Here is a 3131-nt window from a genome sequence, read left to right on the forward strand (position 1 = left end):
GGGGGAGACCCGGCCGGGGGCGGCTCAGCCACCGCGGAGGTCGCTTCCGGAGGCGGCGCCTGGGGCAGCGGCGGAATGGGGTGCTCGGGCGTCACGCCGCGCCGCGTGACGGCATACAGCACCCGCACCAGCAGCAGCCCCGCGGCCAGCCCCATCAGGACGCGCCAGACCATGGGTGGAACCGGAGGCTCGCTCACCGTGAAGCGCGCGTGCACCGCCTTGGGGCGGGTGGTGAGGAAGCGCACGTCCACGTCCCACGCGCCGGCCTCGTCGGGGACGAACTCGGTGCTCCAGCCCACGGCGTCGCGCGTCAGCGTGCGCGTCACCTGGCCGGGCACGCCCTCGCGCGAGAACGCGACCGTGACGGCGCCCCGGAAGGGAGGGCCCTGGAGGTTTCCCACCGACAGGGTGAGCCGCAGGGGCTCACCGGGGCGGGGGACGGCGGGCGTGAGGACGCCCTGGAGCTGGTCCTCCGCGTCCCGCCAGGAGAGGGAGAGCAGCTCTCCCTTCCGCTCCACCTTGATCTGATCCGTCGCCGGAGCGGCGGCGGCATGCAGGGCCAGCAGGCAGGTCATGACGACCCACCCCCACACGGCGGTCGTGCGGCTTTGCCTCACGGGTCGCTGTCCTCTAAGATGCGCTGCCCTGTCACCTTCCACTGAGCCCGCTCCCCCCGGGGAGTAACCCGGGATGAACCCTCAAGCCTTCGGGAAATACCAGCTCCTCAAGAAGCTCGCCACGGGCGGCATGGCCGAGGTCTGGCTTGCGCGCCAGACCGGTATCGAGGGCTTCCAGAAGGAACTTGTCGTCAAGCGCATCCTCCCGCACCTCGCGGAGGACCGCGAGTTCGTGGAGATGTTCAAGAACGAGGCGCTGATCGCCGCGCGCTTCAACCACCCGAACATCGCGCAGGTCTACGAATTCGGCGAGGCCAACGGCACCTACTACATCGCCATGGAGTTCATCCACGGCGAGGACCTGGGCCGGGTCATGCGCAAGGCCAGCGGGATGAACCAGTGGATCGCCCGTCCGCTGGCCATCCGCATCGTCGCGTCCGCGTGCGAGGGCCTCTACTACGCGCACAGCCGCAACGATGACCGGGGCCAGCCGCTCAACGTGGTGCACCGCGACATCAGCCCGCAGAACATCCTGATCAGCTTCGATGGTTCGGTGAAGCTGGTGGACTTCGGCATCGCGAAGGCCGCGGATCAGGCGTCGATGACGAAGTCCGGCGCCATCAAGGGCAAGTTCGCGTACATGGCGCCCGAGCAGGCCGCGGGCAAGCACCTGGACCGGCGCGCGGACATCTTCGCCATCGGCCTGGTGCTGTACGAGATGCTCACCGGGCACCGGCCGCTCAAGAAGGACTCGGAGCTGGCCACGCTGCAGGCGGCCATGGAGTGCAACATCCCGTCCCCGTCCGAGGTGGCCGACGTGCCCCGGGACATGGACCACGTGGTGATGCGCGCCCTGGCCAAGAGCGCGGATGACCGCTACGACAACGCGCGTGAGTTCCAGACGGCGCTGGAGGAGCTGCTCGTCAACGAGCGCTGGCTCGTCACCTCCGGTCAGATCTCGGAGCTGATGAAGACGCTCTTCGCGGATCGCCTGGACGAGGAGCGCAAGCAGGGCCAGTTCGTGCCCGTGGGCGAGGACTCCAACACCGCGCCGCCCCGGCCGCCCCCGGACATGAGCTGGGAGGCCCCGCCGGGCGAGTCGCCGTCGCGCGGCTCCCGGAGCAACGCCACGCGCACGGGCGCCGCGCCGCGCCGCTCGACGGGCATGTCCCCCGCGCTGGCGGAGGATCCGAACGAGTACGACGCGCCGTCGCTCACCGGCGTGGAGCAGCCGCCCCCCCGGCGCCGCTCCAGCGTGTCGGAGCCGGCGGTCCGGCGAGGCACGTCCACCAGCAACCCGAACGCGACGCAGATCGCCCGCACGAGCTCGCGCTCGGACCTGCGCAGCCAGTCCGCGGACGACGCCCCGGCGCCCCGGCGCAGCATGTCGCGCGCGGTGCCGGTGTCGGAGCCGCCCATGCGCTCGCGCTCGGGCGTGCAGCGCATGGACCTGGAGGACGACGAGCGCACGCGCCTGCCGCCGCCGGAGGATGATCCGGAGACGGAGCCGCTGCCCGCGCCGCCTCCGCCGCGCCGCCGCACCAGCGCCAACCAGGCCGCCGTGGAGGCGCCGCGCCGCCGCACCTCCAGCCGCGTGGACGCGCCGCGCCCGCGCCCGGTGGCCCCGCCGGTGGACGAGGACGAGGATTCCGGCGAGCGCCGTCCGTCGCGCTCCAGCGCCCCCGCGCTGCCGGAGCCGGTGAAGCCCCAGGGCGGCGGCGTGCGCACGCTGATGTCCGTGGGCCTCGTCGTGGGCCTGCTCGCGCTGGGCGTGCTCTTCCGCGAGCCCATCCTGCTGGCGCTCACGTCCAAGGCCGCGGACGCGCAGGGCGTGTGGCTCACGGTGAACACGAACCAGCCGGTGAAGGTGTCCGTGCGGCACACGGAGCGCTGCGGCAGCCCGGAGCCGGTGACGTTCCTGGGCACCGCGCCGCTCACGCGCGTGCAGGGCGCCCACCTGCAGGACACGCTCATCCTGGAGAACGACGCCCAGGGCATCTACCTGGAGGATTCAGAAGAGCTCGCGTTCGGCCAGCCCGGCGAACTGAAGACCTTCGAGCGCAGCTTCAAGGAAGGCACCCTGAAGCTGAAGATCACCCCCAGGTCCATGGCCCCGGGCCTGACGGTGTACCGGAACAACCAGATGATGGGCAGCGCCGGCACCACGCTGAAGCTGATGGAGGGCAAGCAGCGCCTGGAGCTGCGCGGCAAGCAGCTCAAGGAGCCGGTCGCCTTCGAGGCCACCATCAAGGCCGACGAGACGACGGACCTGCCCCTGGATCTGGCCTCCGCGCTCTAGTAGCGCGGCAGGGACGGGTCCACGGTGCGCGAGTACAGGTCGATGCCGCCCTGGAGCGATACCGCCTCCAGGCCCCGGTCCAGGAGGTACGCGGCGCCGTGCAGGCTGCGCACCCCGTGGTGGCAGTAGACGACCACGGGGCGGCCCCGGAAGGCCTCCAGCTGCTCGTGGAAGTCCTCCAGCTCCGGCAGGGGCATCAGCACGGAGCCGGGCAG

Annotated in this window: 3 protein-coding genes; 1 reads left to right on the plus strand and 2 read right to left on the minus strand. The window is 71.7% G+C overall.

Translation table 11 applies throughout. From position 1 onward, the window contains the following. Positions 1–575: hypothetical protein (locus D7X55_RS37870; RefSeq protein ID WP_121725575.1), on the minus strand; the 575-nt coding region annotated here is incomplete at its 3' end. 115 nt (positions 576–690) lie between these two features. On the opposite strand from D7X55_RS37870, the gene D7X55_RS37875 reads away from it, so the two are divergent. After that, a complete protein-coding gene (locus D7X55_RS37875) occupies positions 691–2916 on the plus strand; it encodes a serine/threonine protein kinase (RefSeq protein WP_121725576.1) in 2226 nt (741 codons plus the stop codon). On the opposite strand, the gene D7X55_RS37880 is transcribed toward D7X55_RS37875, so the two are convergent. Continuing rightward, a partial coding sequence (locus D7X55_RS37880) for a rhodanese-like domain-containing protein (protein ID WP_121725577.1) occupies positions 2913–3131 on the minus strand: 219 nt, incomplete at its 5' end. The genes D7X55_RS37875 and D7X55_RS37880 overlap by 4 nt on opposite strands.

This window comes from Corallococcus sp. AB049A, from assembly GCF_003668885.1.
Classification (GTDB): domain Bacteria; phylum Myxococcota; class Myxococcia; order Myxococcales; family Myxococcaceae; genus Corallococcus; species Corallococcus interemptor.

Coding starts and splice junctions, on each gene's coding strand:
- D7X55_RS37875 (WP_121725576.1), top strand. CDS start 691: ATGAACCCTCAAGCCTTCGGGAAATACCAGCTCCTCAAGAAGCTCGCC.